The sequence below is a fragment of the Mesorhizobium sp. DCY119 genome, assembly GCF_003590645.1.
Classification (GTDB): Bacteria; Pseudomonadota; Alphaproteobacteria; order Rhizobiales; family Rhizobiaceae; genus Mesorhizobium_M.
The window spans coordinates 3,265,884-3,284,870 of sequence record NZ_CP031834.1 but is presented as its reverse complement, the minus strand read 5'-3'; the positions used below and the strand labels follow the sequence as shown (position 1 = coordinate 3,284,870).

Sequence of the window (18,987 nt, the reverse complement as noted above, 5' to 3'; positions counted from 1 at the left end):
CACCTCTAGCTTACCGGGGCGCCACTGGGTACGGCGGGGGCGGGGTACGACTTGTGAGGGATTTTCACGGGCGTATCATCCGTCATCCCCAACTCCTCCTTGAAATAGTCGTCGCAAGCAGTTCTCAAGCATCCTACCGCAGGATGCTCTTCGCCATTCGGACCATCGTTGATCTGAGGATCAAGGGCGTCCTTCATTGCGTCGAGATTATCTTCCCGCGCATCCTTGTAAGTTGGCTGCCAGGACGCGTCGTTCTTTTTCTTTGCCACCCAATCGCGCTTCGATTGCCGCTGCGTGGCCGACTTTTCGCCGTGCTGTGTCTCGCGCTTGCTGGCGTCCTTTAGACAAACGCAGGGGGCCTTGTTTATGTCATATTTTGCTTTCGGCCCAGCCGTGGGTATCGGAGGCCCATCGCGTCCCTCAGTGAAGCAGGCGGTTTGGACAATGTGGTCGGATTGCTCGAATGTATCCTTGTTTGTTTTGCCAAGGCGGTCTTCCGGCTCACAAGGGCTGTCCTCGTGCCGATGAAGCCGAAGATTGAGAGCACCTAAAATCTCAGCACACGACGCGGTTGCCGGGTTGACCCCTGCAATATGTGGCCATGGAGGGGCATTGGGTGGGTCAGACGCGTGATTGTTGGTGGCAAGATCGCTCATGCGGATAACCGGCTCGCCGTCGAATTTCACGTCTGGTGACCACGATTTGAAGAATTCCTTACCGGTGTTCTTTGAGGTGACGACACCCTTCTTGGCAGCGCAGCCAGCTTCCGTACCGCTGGTTTTGGTCAAGTCCGACTTGTTCTTGATGTTGACCGTCTTGCCGCCGATCGTGACCGTCCCGGTTCCTTGTTCTGTGTCGGAGGCAAAGCCGAAACTGGGATAGGGGATCGGAACACCGGGTGGAGTGGCTGGATTTTCAGGCGGCGTGAAGCACACATCAGGAAGAGCCGCTATTGTCTTGGCCCCGACGGCTTTGCCCGAAATCTCGAGGCCATTTGCGAAAACGCCAGACATCAGGCAGCTCTTGCCAGGAAAACCGCCGCTCCGCAGGCGCCTGAGTCATTCGAAGCATCAACGAGGACAGGGTTGCCCGCAGCGTAACCCTTCAATGCCGCTGTATGTGCAATCCCCAGCATGACCGGTACAACCGCCGCGCCAACATTCCCCAGAGATTCGCTTGGCGACCAAATGTCCTGGAACTCGTTGCGGACCCGCTGGACGCGCAATACTGCAAGGGCGTTCTGCTTGAACCAATATTGCTCTCCAATCAGGTCGGAGATGCGATATCCGATAGCACCGAGATCTGTCTGCTGCAGTGCTGCCTTGTAGGCTTCGGCAAGACCATCGCCACGCAAGGGCAGGTCTTGTTTGTTGTAGATTGACGCCGTTTCCCGGGAAAGCCCTAGTCCCCCAAGCCTAAAACCACCGCTCGTACTACGCGAGCATAAAACGGCGGCTGCCGCTTCTCCAGGTATGAACCCGTTCGGATTGCTCTGATTGAGCAGTCTGGACTGTCCAACATAATGAGAAACCGTGTTCGTGGTCAGGTAACTGTCCACTCCCGCGATCATGACATAAGGCGTCTCGCCCGAGGCGAGGAGCTTCCGCGCCTGGTCGAGCGCTACATGTCCGGAAGGACGGCCGTGCGCCACGATACGCGATGGCGCATGCGGCTCGACTTCGACGATCTCGGCTATGCTGCGCAGCAGGCGTGAAGCATCAAGCACCGGACGTCCTGGCCGATCTTCCTCGGCCAGGCACAGAATCAATGCCGTCTGGCCACGCGCCTCAGGAACTTTTTCAAAAGCCTCACAAATCGCGCCCGCCGCCATATGCGCGAGACGTTTCTCTCCAATCCAGTTACGCGGCAGCGGCACGGGTGCTCCGATCAGCCACTCTCCGGCGGGGCCGATAAAGCGCGTTTCCTGGAAACCGTCCAGCCGCGCCCGCATCGCGGCACATGAGGACGGCGCATCGAGGCCGACTGCGGTCACCATGCCAATCGAGACGATATCGAGGGAAGCGCTCAAGCGTCTTCCTCCTTCTGTGCCCCTGCCTGCGCGCGAATGTAACGGCGCCCCATCGCACGCGCTCTCAGCATCGATTCCGTGGGTGGGCCAACCCAACATTCCGAAAAATCAAGAATGGTGCGGTGAATGCGCTGCGATACTCTCCAGATCAGGGAGAAACGCCGGTTGTCCGGATCGAACAGGATTGTGTCGGGATAGACATTGCCCTCGAAAGTTTTGGCGCGGCCCTTGAACAGCGTCATCGGCAGCGCCGTTGGAGGCAGGCGAAAGCTTACGCGGCCCTCTGGCGTCAGATTGACCAGTTGCACCTCTTCGCCGCCGCGCGGCATGTCGATCTGCTGGTCAGCCGGCGCTATCTGATAATAGCGATCATCGAAATCCGGCGGCAGGAACGGGAAGATGTTGTCGATCCAGTTCTGATCGTAGGTGCCGCCATATTCGATGCGGCCGGGCCAGCCGCGCCCCATCGGGCCGAAACTCATCGGCGAATAATCGCCAAAGGGCGAGCGGATCTCCTCGCCGACAGCCTGCGTGTTGGGCAGTCGAAGCCCTGGAATGAAACGTTGATTTTTCGTCTGCGCCCAGCCGACGCCAACGGGGTTGCGCAGATAGGCCCCGGGAAGCTGTTCTTCGGGATTGAGCCTGTCGACGCCGCCCCAGGCATTGTCGTAGGTGATCGGCATCTTGAGGAAAGGCCGTGGCGCGGTGGAGGTAAACACAGCGCCGATCGCGCGCCATTCGCGGTGGCCGACGACCTCGAACAGCTTCGACCAGTTCCCGACTTTGATCCCGACCGGCACACGCTCGGCAGGGCGCCCGCCCGGAGCATATGCGCAGCCATTGGCAACCACGTCGCATCGCGGTTTGCGGAAGGCGAAATCGGTTTCCCACAGAGTGGCCGAATAACCGGGCTCGCCGGTCTGCGTGTCGGCCATGACCAGCGGCACCTGTTCGGCCGACTTGCGCACCGGGCCGCCCGGTGTGCTGGGAAAGTCGAATGTACCCTTCACCACGATGACGATGTATTCGTGTCCGGCCTTGTCCATCCCCATCGTGAATTCGTGCGGATAGCCCTTCTGGTTCCATACCTGCATCAGCCGGCCTCCCGGCATTCGGCCAGCAGATAATCGAGTGCCGCGCGCGGAGCCTCGGGGTCGACGTCGATGAGGTCTGACGACGGCTTCCAGAATGCCATGCGCCGAACCGGCTCGCCTTCAGCAGTCGCCGCCGGGAAGGGCAGGGTCGCCAGATTTGCCGCGAGCGCATTGGCATCGATCTTGCCGCTTCGTGCCAGGTCTCCGATTTCTTCGAGTGCCTCGAACCAGTCTTCGGCGGCAATCGTCATGCCGGTGATAGCTTCCGGCACGGCTGCTGCAAGCGTCAGCGGAAAGCGGCGGCTGATACGGTCGGTGCTCGGCATCACGACCCCGGCCATCGGCCCGAAGGCGTCCGGGCCAAGCAGAAACCGCAACGGCGGATGCGGCGGCTCGAAGTGCCTTGCCAGATGCCGGGATAGCCAGCGATCCCAGGGCTGAACGAAGCCGCTCGCGAGCCCCCCGGTGACGAAGTCGCCGGCGGTCGGCAGCTTGCCGAAATAGCCCGGAAGGATCAGATCTTCGTCGGGCATGTGAACCTCGCGAACATCTGAAGATTGTAGGGATTCTCGACACTTGCCGCCTTGAGCTCGAAGTCGGCGTAAAAGCCGTGGGTGGTGAGCCGAAGCTTGTAGGCTTCCGGCAGGCCGGTGGGGCTGAACTGGCCGCCGCGCAGCATTCTCAGCCACGCCCAGGCGCCGGTTTCGCTCACCATGATTTCGGGTGAACCGTCCATCGGCTGGAAGGCGAGCGTAATCACGCCGGTGCCGTCCTTGCCCGGCCACGTCATCGGCTGCGGGCGCGTGGCGTTGTTGAAGTAGATCAGGCTCTGCCCGTCGACATTCAGCGTCACGCGCATCACCGTCGGCGACAGGTCCTTGGGCTCCAGCGTAAAATTCATCACCGGCCCTGTGCCTCCGGGAAACAGGTCGTCGCGGATATGTCGCGCCTGTTCGAAAGCGGCGAGCGCGGAGGCATCGAGACCGAAATCGGCACGCCACTTCCACGGCTTGGCGGTGGTGTCGACATAGCTGACGAGATGCGTGTTGATGAAGGCGTCGATCAGCCCGCCGGGGGCGAACAGGCGCTGGAAGTCGGCAACATTGACGTCGATCGTGCTCGCGGGGTCGAACGGGTAGCGGTTGGTGAGCGCTGCCTGGCAGAAAGGCATGACGTCAGCGCGCCAGATGGCGTTGAGCTCGGAGGTCACCGCCTTTTCGGTCAGGCCGGTGGTGTCGCTGGCGATGCCCGACAGCCATTCGTCGACGGGTGGCGGCAGTATCATCGCCTGCTTGGCCACCGCGCCGGTCAGTTCGGCCAGCCCACCTTGCTTCTTGACGGCGTCCTGCGGGTTGGGGCTGGCGGTGATGGTCTGCAGCACGTTGGAAAGTGCGGTCATCGCCGCGGTCGCCGCATCCAGTGCCGGCGGCTTGCCGTCGACTTCTGCGACCGCGCCCTTCAGCGGCTTGAAATGCTCGGCCACCGGGCCGCCGGTTATGTCCACCTTGGACGACGCCCCGAGGCTGGGCAGCAGCTTTGCCCCGCTGGAGGCGAGCTTGCCGATCTTGCCCAGCTTGGAGAGGATTTTCGATGCACCTTTGGGCGGAACAGCCGGGCCGCCATCATCGTCGGGCCGGTTAAGCTCGGTCTCGCGCACGACCGCGTTGAGCAGGCGGCGCAGGGCGGAATCGGCGCTGGAAAGATCCTTGAGATTGTCGTTGGCGGTCTGGAGATCGGGCAGGGGCGAAAGCCGGATGTCGCGCAGCAGGCCGTCCCATTTGGCGATGAAATCCTCATAATAGAGCTTGAGAATATCCTCCGAGAGTGCGGCCACCGAGGTTTCGGAGTTTTCGGTGCAGCCGCCGGCAAACACCGCTCGGTCGAGTGCGGCCTGTGCTGCCGTATCCTGCAGCCGGTCCAACACCACATCGTGGAAGCCGGCATAGGTGAAGACGCCGGGCAGGCCGATGCGCAGCGTCTTGTCCGAACGGCGGGTGAACACCTTGGCGCCGTTGGGGCCGGCAAAGTTGGCCGGTATCCAGTCCTTCAGCGACGTGACGGCCGGATCGGCCAGCAGTGCGTTGTAGGCGCGCTGCGGCAGCGAGATCGAGCAGATGCTCTTCAGCGATTCACCCACCAGCGCGTCGTCGGGCTTGATGTAGCTGTCCTGGGTTGCCATGGCGGCGATCGCCGCGACCTGGTGGTCGGCAGCGGGTTGGTTGGGGAAGGGCGGTATGGGCGCGAATTTCGGCAGCTGCTCCACCCACCATTGCTGCGCGAAGTCGGTATCCATCTGCGCCAGGCCGGTCATCATGCGGTAGGTCTTCAGCGCCCCGAGCTGGAATTCCGGATCGCGGATCTGCCGCCACATCGTCGCCTCGAGCAACGCCACCATGCGCGGTTCGAGGATGTTCTGCAGCGTATGATCATAGGCGTCGGTCTGGGCGCGGGTGAGTTCTACGGCCGCCGTTGGTCCGATCAGTTCCTGCACGCCGCCGGGCACAGCGGTTCGCGCATCGGCGACCCGGTTCACTGCCGTGAGCGCGTCGTTCAGATCGAGAGGGTCCACAGGTGCCGGCTGCGTCGCAATCTGGGTCAACAGCGGTTGCAGTCCTTCGAGCTGGTTTGCCTGAGCGGCAATCGCCACGCTGTTGTTGCGATAGGAGAATATGGAAAAGGCCCCGGCGATCAACACGGCTGCCGTCGCAGCGGCCGCTGCTCCGCGCCATATCCAGGCGCGCCGCCTTATCGCCGCCGGATCGAATATACCGAGCCCGGCCTCCTTGAAGATCACTTCGGTCAGCAGGTTCTTCAGGAAAAAACTGCGTCGGTCGATACGCTGAGCTTGCGCCATTCTCGGCGCAGGCAGGCCAAACGAGGATGTCAGCGCTGCCGTCAGCCGGTCGATCGGCGCGCCTTCCTGGGTGGCCGAGGTAAAGTAGATGCCGCGCAGCCAGGCGCTGTCCTCGTAGCGGCTTTCGCCAAAGATGGTCTCGACAAGCACGCGGATCGGCTCCGACAGGCTTTCCACCTGTGCCGGAAAGCGGAATATTTCGGCACGCACGGCTAAGCTTTCCTCGCTTTCCATGCGCGGGATCATGCGGCGTTCGAGCTCGGTCGAAAGCGCCGAGAGTTCCTTGGCCACCTCGTTGCCATCGACGCGCACGCCGGGTGCGAAGGTCGCACCCCAGACCTGCTCACGGTCGGCGGTCGACATGCCGCCGAAGAAGGCCTCAAAACCTTTGATGAGGTCCGCCTTGGTCAGCATCAGGTAGACCGGCAGGCGGATTTGCAGCCGCTCCTGCAATTCCATCAGCCGCTTGCGTAGCTTGCGTCCATGCGCCTTCAGCGCCGCATCGTCCTCCGAGAGCGCATCGACCGAAAGCGCCAGTATGACGCCGTTCAGCGCGCGCTGCCCGCGATGCTTCTTCAGGAGGTCGAGGAAGCCGAGCCATTCGGTGGCATCGACATCGGGCTGGCTTTCCTGCTGGACATAGCGGCCGGCGGTGTCGATCAGCACCGAGTTCTCGGCAAAGAACCAGTCGCAATTGCGCGTGCCGCCAACGCCTTGCAGATCGTCGGTCAGGTCGATCGGGAAGTTCAGCCCGGATTGGCGCAGCGCCGTGGTCTTGCCGGTCGCAGGCGGGCCGATGATGACATACCACGGCATTTCGCGCAGGAACTTGCGCCCACCGAGCTTGCGCCGCTTCAGCTCGTTCATGATGTCCTGGAATTTAGCCCCGACCGCAGCGACGCTTTGGTCTCCGGCACTGAGCGGCTTTTCCACCGGGGCGGCGATCTCGGCCACGAACAGGCGGTTGGCGCGGATGGCGCGGCGCTGGGCGAGGATCAGCCAGACGAGCCACAGGATCACCAGCAGCGCGATCAGCGCCATCCGCACGGTCTCAGACGCGAAAGGCGCACTGTCGCCGATGCTGACGATCGGGCCGAACACCCAGATCAGCAGCGACAGCAGCGACAGGCCGATCAGGGTCCAGAGCCAGCGCGAAGTCAGGACAGCCCAGAGGAGGCGCAATATGAACATGCTACATCCTCTTCTCGATCAGCACTTCAACGCGCCGGTTCGCCGCGCGGCCGGCGCGCGTCTTGTTGTCGGCAACGGGTTTGGTCGCGGCGCGGCCCTCGGCACGGATGCGTTCGCGCGGCACGCCGTTCTCGATCAGTATGTTGGCGATCGTCACGGCGCGCGCCTCGGACAGGCGCTGGTTCGTCGAAAGCGGATTGCTCGACTGGAGCGGCACGCTGTCGGTATGGCCGACGACGAGGATATCGCCGACCAGCTCCTGGTTGTCCTGGATCACGCGGGCAAGCGAGGCGATCAGTGGCTCGAACCCGTCGGTGAGCTGGGCGCGGGACGACTGGAACACTTCCGGATTGGTGCTCTGGATGATCAGCGTGGTCAGCGAAACATTTTCGCGCCCCTTCAGCGCCTGAGCCAGATTGGCGGGGGCAGCAGCCTGGAATTCCGGCAGCAGCCCGACACCGACCGGCTCGGCCGCGGGTGCGGGCTGTTCGCGCGGCGCCCGCACGATTGCCGCGCGCTCGAAGGGAGGCAGGGCACCGACAAGCGTGGTGAGCTTTTCAGCTTCACCGCTCAATCGCATCGAAAGCCCGATATGCATTGCCGTTGCAAGCACCACTGCGATTGCCCCCAGAACCCAGATAGGCACGATGAAACGCGACGGCTCATCCGCCGCGATCACACCTCTCCAGTGCGGTGAAAGCGGCGCGGTCTCGGCATCCGCATTGCGCAGGAAGCGGGCGGCCGATGCGCGCACGGCGCTGATCGAGCGGTCGCCGGCACGGCCCGGCACGCGATACTTGCCGCGAAAGCCGAGCGACAGGCATTGATATTGCAATTCAAGCAGTTCGCGGTCGCGGTTGGGATGGCGCTCGAGCTCTTCCAGCCGCGCAAAGAACTGCGTGCCGGCATCGACGTCGCCGCGCAGCATCACCACGAGCGGCTGGCGCGGCCAGGCACTGGCGCCGCCCCAGGGCGTGTTGAGCGCGAGATCGTCGAGCAATGCTGCGACCGACCATGCCGCCGCATCCGCGCGCGCCAGCGAGGAGCCGCCGGCAATGGCGGCGTCGCGCGCCGTCACGAGTTCTTCCAGCAGCCGCGTGCGCAATGCCTCCGGGTTTTCCGGCGGCAGCGCGTTTTCCATTTCAGGCGCGAATTCCAGCAGCGGCGCAAACGCGTTGATGAGCGCATTGGGATGCGCCCTTGTCCGCTTCAGCGGCGCGCCGGGCGGTGGAACCGGGTATTGCCGCACGGGCGGCGGTGCCGCGACAAGGCGGATGCGGGTGCGATCGCGATCGTCGGAGAGGCCGAATGGATCGTCCCTGCTCATCGCCTCACCTGTTCACCGAATAGCAGTCGACCTGCGGCTCGCTTGGCAGCACGCCGGAAACCCCGATGACGAAGCCCGGCGCGTCGAGAAGCGAGGCCCAGTGTTCGCTGCGCTGGTCGAGTTCCAGGCAAAGCCGGTCGCCGTCATAGGGAATTTCGCGCGGCTGCGAATGCAGGGGTTTGAGCGGGATACCCGGCAGGCGCGATTTCCACAGCGCCTCGAATTCGTCGGCCGAACCCACTGTCACCTGATTGACGAAAATCTTGCGCAACTGTTCGTCCGACAGTTCCGAACCCACCCGCACCACGATGCGGCTGGCGGTCAGCACCTTCGGATTGTCGATGCGGATCTTCCAGACGTTGGTTGCGTGCCGCATGACGGGCAGGGCCCGCGACTTCGGCTCGACATAGCGCAGGCTGAGGATCAGCGAGCGCAGCGTATCGGCAAGCGCGGAGAAGGCGGGGCCGGGTGCCATATGATCGTAGATCGGCAGTTCGGTCAGCCGCCGCGAGCCCGAACCATAGGTCGCCATGCGTCCGGCGAGCCCTGCGAGTTCCAGAAACAGCTCGGCCGGATGAAACAGCTCCTGCGCCAGCATATGCGCCAGCCGTGGCCGCGCCTCGTTGGCGAGGTTGAGCACCAGCAGGTTTTCGACACTGCGTCCCGGTCCACCCAGCACCATCTTGCCATGCGCGTCTGCGATGCGGTCGAGACCGGTGATAACCTCCTGAAGCAGTTGCGAATACCAGGGCACCGCGTCGGTCACCAATGCAGGCGGCAGGAAATTTTCGACCAGCGATATCCCGCCATCGGCGCGCAACCCCTGTATTTCGGCGACCGGCATCGCCGTATAGCCGCCAACCGCAGAAGTCGGGGCGAGCAGCAGCGATTGCGGCCGGGCGATCTCGACTTCCTCGGCATCCGCACCGCCATGCACGGCATCACGCACCCACTCGATGCGACCGCGATAACGCGCGCCGGTCGGCTCGGCATGGGCAGGATCGAAGCTTGCCCCGCCTGGCGGTTCCAGCGGCAGGGCAAGCAGAACCGCGCCTGCGCCCGTTTCGGGCGTGATTGCCAGCGGCGTCGGCGCGTCCATCGTCTCCGGAATGGCGAAGGGCGTGCCGTCGGGCAGTATCCCGCGCGCCGACAGGATCGCGATCCGCCCGGCCTCCAGCATCGACTCGTCAAGCGTCAACGACCGGAAGCCGTATGTCTGCAACCGGCCGGCTTGCAACGCGCCACGCAGCATGTCCTCGGTGTGGCGGTCCTGCTGCTGGAAGTGCTGTGTGCGAAGAAACAGACCCTCGGACCAAAGCACCCTGTTGGAATCGCTCATGCGTTTCTCTCCGTCAGCCGAGCGACAGGCCGCCCGGGCCGAGCGTCACATTCTTCGTTACCTTGGATTTCGGATTGACCGGCGACGAGGCGCGCCAGTTGCGCCCATCCGGTTCTCTCACAAGCGCGACGACGCCCATGTAAGGCGCTTCCGGCTCGAAGCCGATTGTCTTGGACGTGCTTGCGCCCGGAGCAACCGCAATCCGGTCTAGCCCGACGAGATCGGCACCAAGCGCGGCAGACGGATCGCCCTGCAGGGCGAAATAGTCGGCCGAATTGAACGCTCCGAGGCTCTTCAGCCGCAGGATCAGCACGGTGACCGGGCGATCGGTGCCGTCAGGCCCTTTGTTCATGCCCGCTTCGCCCTTCAGGGCCACGGTGACCATGGCTGGTTTGGGTGCGCCGACGCAGGCTGAAAGGCCAGTCGCGCCAATTGCGATGAGAAAACCGCGTCGGTGGATCATGCACTACTCCTGTTCGTAAGCGTTGCGGAAATCGGCGCCGATCTCGCCCATGAAACGCGTCTCGGCGTTCGTGGCGATCTCGCGGTGGCGTTGCAGATAGAGGTCCCAGAGCTTGGCGCGGCGACCGCCGGCCAGGAGCACGTCCGCCTTCGAATGCGATTTGAGTTCCGCTTCGATCGTGGCCGGATCGAAGCGGTCGATCATGTGCCGCAGCGCGCCCTGTATGCCGCGCCAGGCGCTGACATGGTGATGGGCGAGATCGCGCACTGCGTCCTTGATCGCGGCATCGGCGGGCAGAAACCCCGGGCTGCTTTCGGCAATCAGCGTCTCCAGCGCGTCCTCCACGGTCGGCAGGAATTTGAGCGGGTTGACGCCGGACGCCTGCACCACGGTCTGGGCGATACGGGCATTGCCTTTCTCCTCGGCGCGCTTGCGCAGAAGCTGCATCAGCCCGTCCATCATCAGCCGGTATTCGCGGCCGAACTCTTCCATCTCGGCAATGGCGTCATTCGTTGGCAGCGCGGCAGCGTTCAACCCCATGCCGCGCAGGAAAGCTTCGCGAAGCGCGCTGTCGGATGGAGCAGCCGCCGGCTTCTGGACTGGTGCGGGCCTGGGCGCCGGCTGCCGCTCGGCCGGTGTGCTCTGCGGCTCAAGCCTCGTTCCCGAAACCGGCCCTCCGAAAAACGGGCTGTTTCCCTCAAAACCGTCGCTTTTTTCCTCGTCGGGTTTCGGCGTGGCGACGGGATCCATGCTGAACGGGTCGTCGAAAGCCGGCGAAGACCGCAGCCTGACTTCCGAACGTTCCGACGCATGGTATGCGCCCGGCTCTGGATGCTCGAACGGGTTTGGCAGATCGGCCGGCCTTTGCCGCTTCGGCTCTTCCTCCACGCGGGCGGAAAAGAAGTCGTCGCGGTCGATGGCTACCGGCGCCCGCGAGGCGGCTGCGGGGGAGGCGAAGGGAGAAGGCTGGGCCGTGGCGGCATCCTGAAGGTCGACACGCAGCACGTAGTCACCCAGACGCAGCCGCATGCCGTGGCGCAAGGCTGTCGAATTGCCGGCACCCAGCGGGCCGTGGGCATCGTCGACGAACAAGCCGCTGCTCGACGTGTCGGTCACGGTATAGCCGTCCGGGCCGCTCGCAATCGTGCAATGGGCGCGCGAAACGAACATGTCGGGGTCGTCCAGGCGCCAATCCGCCTCGGTGCTGCGGCCGATCACCAGTTCGCCGTCCTGCAGGCTGGCCTGGCGCATTGCCTGGGGCCGCGGTCCTTGCTCAAGTGTGAGAATGAGGCTCATGCCGCCTCCGCCATTTCTGGCCGCCAGCCAACCGCGACCCGCATCAGCAGGTCCTCCGCGTCGGCGCGCTCGCTCTTTTGCGGCAGCCATGTGGTGCGGGCGAGCCGCGCCGTTCCGAGCTTGGCCGCTGGGATCTCCTGGCGCGCGAGAACGATGCGCACATCGACATCGAGCACGTCGCCGACCAGTTCGCGGACGGCCGTCCGCAGAAGCTCCAGCCGCTTGCCGCCGGGCAGGAACGCCTCGTAATCCGCCAACGCAACCGGTCCGACGCGAAGCTCGATACGGCTTTGCCGCTGGAATATCCGTGGCCCGATCGTCGCCCCACGGCAGAGAGCGGCATAGGCGCTGCCAAGCCGGGTCTGCAGCTTAGCGGGAACAGCGGTCCAGACGCCGACGAATTCCTTGAGCTGGACCGATACGTTAAGCGCCTCGGCCAGGAACTGCGTCAGGCGCTCCGGGCCTTCCACCTGATGGGCGAGCGCTGGGGCTTGGCGCAGCTTGACCGCATAGAGTTCTGAAGATTTTGGTCCGAGCATGCCGGGCAGACCGATGCCGGACAGCGTCTCCAGCATGGAACGCACGCGGCCGCCGACCTTGCGCTCGACCTGCACTGCCGGATGCGCGTCCGCCCACGCCCGGTAGAACAGCGCGATCATCCGGTGCTGCAGGATGTTGGCGAAATCGACGAAGGTCGTGTCGCTGGTTTCGCGCGCCGCAGCACCCGCGAACCAGCGCTGCGACAGCCGGTCGAGCACCCAGCGCGTCAGGTGGATCGGCAGCGGGCCTTCCGGCCCCATCAATCCCAGATTGGCGACCGTGACGCGGGCAGGGGAATTGTCCACCGGCTGGCGAACCGCCACCACATCGCTCAACGCAAAATCGAGCCGCACATGCTGGCCGAGCCGCGCCGGTTCATGATCCGGCCTGCCGGAGTGACCGAACAGCCGGCCGTCGCCCTCAAGCTGCCGCAGCAGTTCGAAGAAATCGTAGGTCTCATCGGGGGGCGTGATCGTGCCTAGATCAGGCAGCGACTGCCGGGCGTCATCGGCCATGGCACATCCTCCTGTTTCCGGGTCAGCCGTGTGCGGGTGCGCACGAATGCGTTGATCGCGGCATGGCGGGCGAATAGCTGCGAAAGCAGTGCCGAAAGCAGCAGCGCACTTTGTCCCGCCAGCACAGACTGATCGATATGAAGCGTCACCTCCGTGCCGCGGCCGAAACACATCGGCCCGTCGATCGGCAGCCGCTCGACCACCGGGCGCGTTTCGACGCGGGTGATCGAGCGCACATGCCGCGCCAGTCCCGGATCGCCGCGATCGGCATAGAGATCGAGCAGTGCGTGCAGCGGCTCGGCGCCGCGGCCTTCTTCGGCAAGACTGAGGAAGTTGAGCGAGAGCTGCGCGACCAGCCGCCATGCCAGATCGTCGGCGCGGGATTCGCCAGCCGCACCCGCTGGCAGCGTGGCGGGAATGGCGGCGCGTGGCGGGCGCATCGAGCCGAGCAGCTTCACCGCCTCGACCGGATCGCCGCTTTCGAGCGTCAGCGTCGGCGTGTCGTCAAGGATCGGCAGGTCGCGATTGGTGCACAGTGCCGCGATATCGACGCGCTTCAGCGGCCGGCCCGGCTCGGTGCCTGCAGGCCGCGAAATCGCCAGGAATACATCGTCGCCGGCATAGGAGGTGCGGGTCTGGCCCTGGCGTCTTTCGTCCTCGGTCGCTCGGCGCGGACGTCGTTCGGTCGAGTAGACCCAGCCGCTGCCACGGTTCTGTCCCAGGCTGAACAGCGCCGGAATGTCCGCGTCAGGGCCCTCGACATCGGCATCCTCGACCCGGATCGGGCGGTATATCTCGAAATCGCGCGGCCGCGTGCGGTCGGCGTGCAGCACCTGCCGCGTGCGGCGCTTGTCGAGCTCGATCACATTGCACTCGCGCTCGAAGAGATTGATGATCGGTGTCGCGAAAAGCTCGAAATCTCCGGGCGTCAGATCGGCAAGTTCCGGCACTGGCCGCCGCAGCAGGAAAATGACTTCAAGCCCGGCCTCGCATTGCCGCACGACGCGTTGCAGCCCGTCGATGCGCGCGAAATGGAACCGCTCGGGCATGACGAAATATTCCCGCAGCAACCGATAACCCTCGAAGGTCGGGCGCGTGCGCGGCATCAGCGCCTCGTCGTCGCGAATGCCGATCATTTCCAGCGCCGGCAAGGGCGAGGGCCGGTGGTCCCGGCCTTCAGGGCGGGCCGCGACGCCAACGCAGCTGCCGAACAGCGTATCGAAGAGAAGCGGCGCTTTCGTGCGTTCGGAAAAGTAGAGGTCGAGCCGGTCGAGCGCCAACTCGTTGAGCTTGCCCTTGCCTGTGCGCGCAAAGGTCAGCCGCAGCGCTGCTTCGCCGCCGACGCCGTTGACCGGCGCGATGCCGGCCGCTGCCAGCGCGCTTCGATCCTGAATATAGCCGATCGAGGTGATCGCCAGCGGCCACAGCGTCACATCCTGCGCGGTGGTGTAGGTGCAGCGCGTCGACAGGCCGGGTTGCAGGCCCGATACCAGCCGCGTGCCGCGTTTCACGACATGGCCGGCGAGCATGGTCTGGACCTGCTGTCCCGGCTTCAGCACCACGATCGCTGTCGCAGGCGTTGAGGCAACCAGATCGGGATACAGCACCTCGAGCACGCTGCGGGAAAACCGCGCGCGCTCCGCATCGACCTTCAGCCTGGTGCGTGCCGCGAGAAAGGCGACGCCATCAAGCAGCCGCTCCACATAAGGGTCGGGGCAGGGCACCGTATCGAGCGACAGGTTGCGGGCAACGGCCGGATGCATGTCCGCGAACTCGGTTGCGAGCGCGCGGATGTGGGTCAGTTCCTCCTCGTAATATTCCAGGAAGACCCTGTCCATTGTCAGACATCCTTCAAATCGGTCCGTGCCGAGCCATTGTCGAGGTCGATCATCGTTCGCAGGCGCATCCGTTCGGGCGTCGGCGACATCATCAGCACCGCGTCGATTTCGATGGAGAGCCCCACGCTCTTGTCGCCGCTGTTGACGGTGACCTTCGTCGCGCTTTCCTTCAGCCGCGGCTCGAATGCCGCAAGCACGCTGCGGATTTCCCGCGCCAGCGCCTCACGGTCGAAATCGCGGGCGGAACGGCCCGAAAAGGACGGCACGCCGTAATTGACCACGCTGCGCCGCACCTCGGGAAAGTCGTCCAGCGACGGCGGATCGTCGCCGAGCTGGTCGGCCTCGAAAGCGGTGAGCAGCGGCGTTGCCTCGAAGCGCTCGGTGTTGAACAGCGCCTCGATGTCGCGCCGCACCGCCTCGCGCAGAACCTCCGCCGAAACCACGATACCGCGGGTTTCCAGTTCCATGCGCCGCTGGTTCTGGAAGATCAGGCGATGCAGGCTTCGCTTCTGGTCCTTCGTCAGCGCGGCGTCCGCCTCGATCGTCCGCGCTCCGCCTTCGAGCAGAACATCAACCCGATCCGATCCGATCTCGGTCCGAACGGCCTGCTGAAGCCCGTCGATGTCGGAGTTCACGCCCGGCAAATCATTGACGAGGCGGTCCCAAAGTGAAGGTTGGACCGCCTCGCGTCTTGCCTGAGTAGGGCTGCGGCTCTTGCTCATCTCGCTACCGGAAAGTCGTCGTGGAGATCAAACGCCGACACTGACGTCCATTTCGGCCGAGTGCTTGCCTTCCTCGTATTCGAACTTGATCTTCTTGTAGGCAAAACCGACGATTTCCTCGAGCAGGTCGGGCTCAAGCTCGCTGGGCTTCATGTCGTATGCGATCACCGAGGCATCGGTCAGCGTGATCACCAGGTAGTCGCTGCTCTTTTCCTCGATGGTCCGGCGGGCCGAGAATTTCACCTCGTCCAGCTTCTTGTTCTTGAACAGCGCCTGCTTCAGATAGGGCGAGGACTGGTCGTAGTGCTTGATGAACTTGATGACGCCGAGGGCCACGCGGCCACGGCGCGATAGCGAGTTGGGATCATGCGGCGCGACCATGCCGTATTCCATCCCGTGTATTTCTATTTCGTCGCTGTGCCCCTCGCGGCCACTGGGGCCTTTGATGTCGGGAACCTTGAGAAAACCATCCAGTTTCATTTCCGTTCTCCATCGTGCTCAAATGATTACTGCTTGACGGAAGGCAGCTCGGAGACGAGCCGGAGCGAGGCGTTGATGCCTTCCAACTGATAGTGCGGGCGTAGATAGAAGCGGGCCGCGTAGTAGCCCGGTCGGCCTTCGACGCTGTCCACCTGCACCTCGGCGGCGGCGAGCGGGCGCTTGGCGCGGGCCTTGTCGTCGGCGAAGGCCGGGTTGGCCAGCACATAGCGGTTGATCCACTCGGTCAGCCAAATCTGCATGTCGGACCGCTCCTTGAACGAGCCGACCTTGTCGCGCGCGATCGCCTTGAGGTAGTGCGCGAAGCGCGAAACCGGGAACAGATAGGGCAGGTTGGCGCTCAGCCGCTCATTTGACTGGGCATCGGGATCGACCAGCCGGCCGGCCCGCGTTTCGTCATCCTGCAGCGAATGCGCACCGATGAACGAAGCCAGGTCGGTGTTCTTGCGATGCAGGATCGGCATCAGGCCGAGCTTGGCGAGCTCCGCCTCGCGCCGGTCGTCGATCGCGACTTCAGTCGGGCATTTCATAGCGACCGAGCCGTCGTCGGTCGGGAAGGTGTGCACCGGCAGGTTGATGACCGTGCCGCCGTTTTCCACGCCGCGTATCTGCGTGCCCCAGCCAAACAGCTTGTGGCTGCGGTTGATGTTGACGCTCATCGGGAAGGCGGCATTCATCCAGACATATTTGTTGTGGTCTTTCTCGACCTCCTCCTCGAAGGAGAAGCCCTTCACCGGCACCGTCTCCGCGCCATAGGGCAGCCGCGCCAAAACGCGCGGCATGGTCAGCCCGATGTATCGCGAATCCTCGCTCTCGCGCAGCGACTGCCACGACGCGTAGGCCGGATTGGAGACGATCATCTGGAGGTCCTGCGGATTGGGCAGTTCCTGCCAGCTGTCCATGCGGAACAGGCGGGGTGAGGCTGCGGCAATGAAAGGCGTATGCGCAGAGGCGCAGATGCCAGACAGATTGCGCAGCAGCCCGACATCCTGCGGATGGTTCGAGAACTCGTAGGCCCCCATCAGATAGGTATAGGGCGCGCCACCGAGCATCGAATATTCTTCGGTGTAGATCTTCTTGAAGATCGGGCTCTGGTCCCACATCTGGCCTTCGTAGTCTTCGAGCGTTTCGGCCAGTTGCTGCTTGGAGATGTTCATCACCCGGATCTTCAGTTTCTGATCCGTCTCGGTATTGTTGATCAGATACCAGAGGCCGCGCCAGGTCCCCTCCATTTCGCGCACTTCCGGCGCGTGGAGGATTTCGTTCATCTGGATCGTCAGCATCTTGTCGATGCCGGCGATGAGCGACTTGATCGACTTGATCGCATTGGACGAGATCGCGGTCGTCTCGGAGCGCGAGCGGGCGGCAAGCGCCAGATTGCGGACCAGACCCTGCAGTTTCTCGCTGTCGTCCTTCTTGACGCGAAAATCCTTTTCCAGAAGTTCGCTGAACTCACCCAGGTCTACGGCTTCCGCCTCGGCTGCGCCGTTCGCGGCGACTTTTTCCTGCTCGGCCATGGCTCAGCCCTCCGCCTTGTCACTGTCGCTCAGCGCCTGTTCGGCGATCTGCCCGAGCAGCGGTTCGTTGTTCAGCATCTGGGCGATGCGTTTTTCAGCGTCGACACGCCCGTCCATGAAGCCCAGAAGCTCCTCGAGCTGGCGCCGCATCTTCAGGATTTCAGCCAGTTGCGGAACCTGCTCGGCGATCTTGTCGGGGGCGAAGTCGCCCATGCTGGTGAAGGTGAGATCGATCGGCAGTTCCTCGTCGCGCTCCTGGCCTTCGGGCTGGGGCAGCTTGTTGGGAACCCGCGCTTTCACCCTGGGTCCGAGCGCTTCCATGAAGCGCTTGAAGCGGTTTGCGTCGGTCTCGACGAAAGTGCGGTCCAGAACCGACTTCTGCGCCTCCGGCGTTTGCGATGCGCCGGAAAGATCGGCCATCACACCCATGACCACCGGCAGTTCGACGGTTGTCGGGCTTCCATATGTTTCGACGTCATAGGAAATCTGGACGCGGGGCGCCCGATTTCGTTCGATCACCTTGGCTTTGCTTTCGCTCATCGTCGGTCACCTTTCGTCCTTTTGGGCGGTTTTTCTGTTTTCGGGTTCGCCGGCGAGAAGCCGGAATTCCTTGAGGCCGGAGGGGGCGAGGTCCTCCATCAGTTCCACGAAATCCATCGGCACCATTCGCCGGACCCGTCGCGCCAGATGCGGGATCGGGCTCGATGGCTCGGTGCGGTCGTAGAAGGCGACGATGAGATCGAGGCACTTCAGCACGTCTTCTCGCGACGTGAGGCGATCGGGAAAGACGCCCATGGTTCCGGTGCTCGTTGTTCCGTTGTAAATCGGCGCAGCATGCCCGTTGGTGACCGGCTGCTGGATCTCGGGTGCCGCCTCGGCGGGGTTGCTCGCGCCTGTCGCCGTCTGGCCGGTCGCGCCGCGCTCCAGCGTGGCAAGAACGCGCTCGAGGAACTTTTTCAGATCGGCAATGGCGACATTGCCGTCACCCAGGCGTGCATTGAGCGCCACTTCGACGGCATAGAGTGCGGCCACCGCCTCGCGGGCGTTGCCGAGCATCTCCGTCATTTCGGCAGGCGCATTGTCGAACTGCGTCAGGCATCCCTTGCGCACGCGGTCCACGAGCTGGTCGTGCCTGTTGGCAAGCTCGGTCTTCTCCGCGTCGTTCAATCCGGAGGCGGCTTCCTTCAGCATCGCCCGGCCGTCCAGCGTGCCTAGCTCGAGGTCACGGCCCGTAATCGGGCCGAGGCCGCCGCGCGGCTCGAACATCGTCATCCGCCGCAGGTCGCCCAGCGGCCCGTCCTGGTCGTTCTGCAACTGCATGAGGGCGTTGATGCGCCTGAGTGCTGCATCGCGCGGAGGCGCATCCGGCCGCAATTCGGGGTGCATCGTCTCCCAATGTGCGTCGAAGGTGCCGGCAATCAGCGTCAGGCCGTCCTTCAGCCCGGCCAGTCCGTAAAGATTGGTCAGCGCCCGTGTAACAAAGACCAGAAGCCGCAGATCACGTCCCTGCGTGCGCAGTTCTTCTGCCTTCTCAAGTACTGCCGACCAGTCGGGTGGAATTTCTGTTCGGGAGGACGGGTTGTTGCGTTCATCGCGCGCCACTTCGATTTGCGGCTGCATGAGACGTTCCAGTTCATGGAAGTCCCTGTTATTACGCAGACTCTCCCCGGAAGGACTTTCTCCGTCCAGCGGACTCAACCAGGAAGATAAATCAATCATCTTCACCACCATCGGTGGATTCCGTCACCGAACGGAGCCTAGATT

At 63.7% G+C, this 18,987-nt stretch carries 16 protein-coding genes; all 16 read right to left on the bottom strand.

Annotated elements, in window-relative coordinates:
- Positions 1-5: 5 nt before the first annotated feature.
- The 16 genes from DZG07_RS23915 to tssA are packed head-to-tail and all read right to left on the bottom strand — an operon-like array spanning position 6 to position 18,942.
- The gene (locus tag DZG07_RS23915) at positions 6-1,013 is read right to left on the bottom strand and encodes a PAAR-like domain-containing protein (protein WP_162931637.1); all 1,008 of its coding nucleotides are present in this window, start codon (positions 1,011-1,013) and stop codon (positions 6-8) included.
- Positions 1,013-2,029 (bottom strand): 3-oxoacyl-ACP synthase, encoded by a 1,017-nt coding sequence (locus tag DZG07_RS16040; RefSeq protein WP_091911928.1) that lies wholly within the window; start codon positions 2,027-2,029, stop codon positions 1,013-1,015. Before DZG07_RS16040 ends, DZG07_RS23915 begins: the two co-directional genes overlap by 1 nt.
- Complete coding sequence (locus DZG07_RS16035; RefSeq protein WP_119821790.1) at positions 2,026-3,123, bottom strand: DUF2169 domain-containing protein; 1,098 nt, start codon at positions 3,121-3,123, stop codon at positions 2,026-2,028. The genes DZG07_RS16040 and DZG07_RS16035 overlap by 4 nt, the downstream gene beginning before the upstream one ends.
- The gene (gene tagF, locus DZG07_RS16030) at positions 3,123-3,656 is read right to left on the bottom strand and encodes a type VI secretion system-associated protein TagF (protein ID WP_119818581.1); all 534 of its coding nucleotides are present in this window, start codon (positions 3,654-3,656) and stop codon (positions 3,123-3,125) included. The genes DZG07_RS16035 and tagF overlap by 1 nt, the downstream gene beginning before the upstream one ends.
- Positions 3,638-7,168 (bottom strand): type VI secretion system membrane subunit TssM, encoded by a 3,531-nt coding sequence (tssM, locus tag DZG07_RS16025; protein ID WP_119818578.1) that lies wholly within the window; start codon positions 7,166-7,168, stop codon positions 3,638-3,640. Before tssM ends, tagF begins: the two co-directional genes overlap by 19 nt.
- Position 7,169: 1 nt before the next feature.
- Positions 7,170-8,495, bottom strand: a complete 1,326-nt coding sequence (gene icmH / locus DZG07_RS16020) for a type IVB secretion system protein IcmH/DotU (RefSeq protein ID WP_119818575.1) — start codon at positions 8,493-8,495, stop codon at positions 7,170-7,172.
- 4 nt (positions 8,496-8,499) lie between these two features.
- Positions 8,500-9,834: a type VI secretion system baseplate subunit TssK gene (tssK, locus tag DZG07_RS16015; protein WP_091911920.1), complete on the bottom strand. Its 1,335-nt coding sequence runs from the start codon at positions 9,832-9,834 to the stop codon at positions 8,500-8,502.
- Between the two features lie 13 nt (positions 9,835-9,847).
- A complete protein-coding gene (gene tssJ, locus DZG07_RS16010; RefSeq protein ID WP_091911918.1) occupies positions 9,848-10,297 on the bottom strand; it encodes a type VI secretion system lipoprotein TssJ in 450 nt (149 codons plus the stop codon).
- Positions 10,298-10,300: 3 nt separating this feature from the next.
- A complete protein-coding gene (gene tagH / locus DZG07_RS16005; RefSeq protein ID WP_119818572.1) occupies positions 10,301-11,593 on the bottom strand; it encodes a type VI secretion system-associated FHA domain protein TagH in 1,293 nt (430 codons plus the stop codon).
- Positions 11,590-12,648, bottom strand: coding sequence for a type VI secretion system baseplate subunit TssG (gene tssG, locus DZG07_RS16000; RefSeq protein ID WP_119818569.1), 1,059 nt, complete (start codon positions 12,646-12,648; stop codon positions 11,590-11,592). The genes tagH and tssG overlap by 4 nt, the downstream gene beginning before the upstream one ends.
- A complete protein-coding gene (gene tssF / locus DZG07_RS15995; protein ID WP_119818566.1) occupies positions 12,612-14,486 on the bottom strand; it encodes a type VI secretion system baseplate subunit TssF in 1,875 nt (624 codons plus the stop codon). Before tssF ends, tssG begins: the two co-directional genes overlap by 37 nt.
- A gap of 2 nt (positions 14,487-14,488) precedes the next feature.
- Positions 14,489-15,208, bottom strand: coding sequence for a type VI secretion system baseplate subunit TssE (gene tssE, locus DZG07_RS15990; RefSeq protein ID WP_119818564.1), 720 nt, complete (start codon positions 15,206-15,208; stop codon positions 14,489-14,491).
- A gap of 27 nt (positions 15,209-15,235) precedes the next feature.
- Positions 15,236-15,688: a type VI secretion system tube protein TssD gene (gene tssD / locus DZG07_RS15985; protein WP_091911908.1), complete on the bottom strand. Its 453-nt coding sequence runs from the start codon at positions 15,686-15,688 to the stop codon at positions 15,236-15,238.
- A gap of 26 nt (positions 15,689-15,714) precedes the next feature.
- Entirely contained in the window at positions 15,715-17,223 is a 1,509-nt protein-coding gene (tssC, locus tag DZG07_RS15980; RefSeq protein ID WP_091911906.1) for a type VI secretion system contractile sheath large subunit, read from the bottom strand.
- A gap of 3 nt (positions 17,224-17,226) precedes the next feature.
- Positions 17,227-17,763, bottom strand: a complete 537-nt coding sequence (gene tssB / locus DZG07_RS15975) for a type VI secretion system contractile sheath small subunit (RefSeq protein ID WP_091911904.1) — start codon at positions 17,761-17,763, stop codon at positions 17,227-17,229.
- 6 nt (positions 17,764-17,769) lie between these two features.
- A complete protein-coding gene (gene tssA, locus DZG07_RS15970; protein ID WP_091912265.1) occupies positions 17,770-18,942 on the bottom strand; it encodes a type VI secretion system protein TssA in 1,173 nt (390 codons plus the stop codon).
- Positions 18,943-18,987 lie beyond the last annotated feature (45 nt).

What these genes read in the sequence shown, in the direction of transcription:
- tssG (WP_119818569.1), bottom strand. Translation starts at nt 12,648, where the DNA reads ATGGCCGATGACGCCCGGCAGTCGCTGCCTGATCTAGGCACGATCACG.
- tssA (WP_091912265.1), bottom strand. Translation starts at nt 18,942, where the DNA reads ATGATTGATTTATCTTCCTGGTTGAGTCCGCTGGACGGAGAAAGTCCT.
- tssK (WP_091911920.1), bottom strand. Translation starts at nt 9,834, where the DNA reads ATGAGCGATTCCAACAGGGTGCTTTGGTCCGAGGGTCTGTTTCTTCGC.
- icmH (WP_119818575.1), bottom strand. Translation starts at nt 8,495, where the DNA reads ATGAGCAGGGACGATCCATTCGGCCTCTCCGACGATCGCGATCGCACC.
- DZG07_RS23915 (WP_162931637.1), bottom strand. Translation starts at nt 1,013, where the DNA reads ATGTCTGGCGTTTTCGCAAATGGCCTCGAGATTTCGGGCAAAGCCGTC.
- tssB (WP_091911904.1), bottom strand. Translation starts at nt 17,763, where the DNA reads ATGAGCGAAAGCAAAGCCAAGGTGATCGAACGAAATCGGGCGCCCCGC.
- tssE (WP_119818564.1), bottom strand. Translation starts at nt 15,208, where the DNA reads ATGAGCAAGAGCCGCAGCCCTACTCAGGCAAGACGCGAGGCGGTCCAA.
- tagH (WP_119818572.1), bottom strand. Translation starts at nt 11,593, where the DNA reads ATGAGCCTCATTCTCACACTTGAGCAAGGACCGCGGCCCCAGGCAATG.
- DZG07_RS16035 (WP_119821790.1), bottom strand. Translation starts at nt 3,123, where the DNA reads ATGCAGGTATGGAACCAGAAGGGCTATCCGCACGAATTCACGATGGGG.
- tssJ (WP_091911918.1), bottom strand. Translation starts at nt 10,297, where the DNA reads ATGATCCACCGACGCGGTTTTCTCATCGCAATTGGCGCGACTGGCCTT.
- tssF (WP_119818566.1), bottom strand. Translation starts at nt 14,486, where the DNA reads ATGGACAGGGTCTTCCTGGAATATTACGAGGAGGAACTGACCCACATC.
- tssD (WP_091911908.1), bottom strand. Translation starts at nt 15,688, where the DNA reads ATGAAACTGGATGGTTTTCTCAAGGTTCCCGACATCAAAGGCCCCAGT.
- tssC (WP_091911906.1), bottom strand. Translation starts at nt 17,223, where the DNA reads ATGGCCGAGCAGGAAAAAGTCGCCGCGAACGGCGCAGCCGAGGCGGAA.
- tssM (WP_119818578.1), bottom strand. Translation starts at nt 7,168, where the DNA reads ATGTTCATATTGCGCCTCCTCTGGGCTGTCCTGACTTCGCGCTGGCTC.
- tagF (WP_119818581.1), bottom strand. Translation starts at nt 3,656, where the DNA reads ATGCCCGACGAAGATCTGATCCTTCCGGGCTATTTCGGCAAGCTGCCG.